Raw genomic sequence first — 267 nt, 5'->3', positions numbered from 1 at the left:
ACCGCCATTCTGCGACGCGCGTTCGCACGCGTAGAGGATCGGCTTGAGCGCCGCGCGCTTCAGTTTCAGCGCGGCATGGTTCACGACGAGGCGCGACGAGACCGCCATGATCTACTCGACCTCGACCAGATTGTTCGCCTTCAGCGTGCCGCCCGAGCTGACGAGGTCGACGATCGCGTCGGCCAGCCCGACCAGCGGCGCGAGCTCCATCGAGCCGTACAGCTTGATCAGGTCGACGTGCACGCCCTTCGCGGCAAAGTGTTCGCG

Annotated in this window: 1 pseudogene; it reads right to left on the bottom strand. The window is 65.9% G+C overall.

Going from position 1 to position 267, the window contains the following annotated elements:
• Positions 1–111: 111 nt before the first annotated feature.
• Positions 112–267, bottom strand: a pseudogene (locus AC1RPV_RS07925) (ATP phosphoribosyltransferase); the annotation flags it as partial.

The sequence above is a fragment of the Dellaglioa sp. CoH-55-MRSF-9 genome (genome assembly GCF_056782155.1).
The sequence above is the reverse complement of the archived record's forward strand: the minus strand, read 5'-3'. Positions and strand labels throughout refer to the sequence as shown.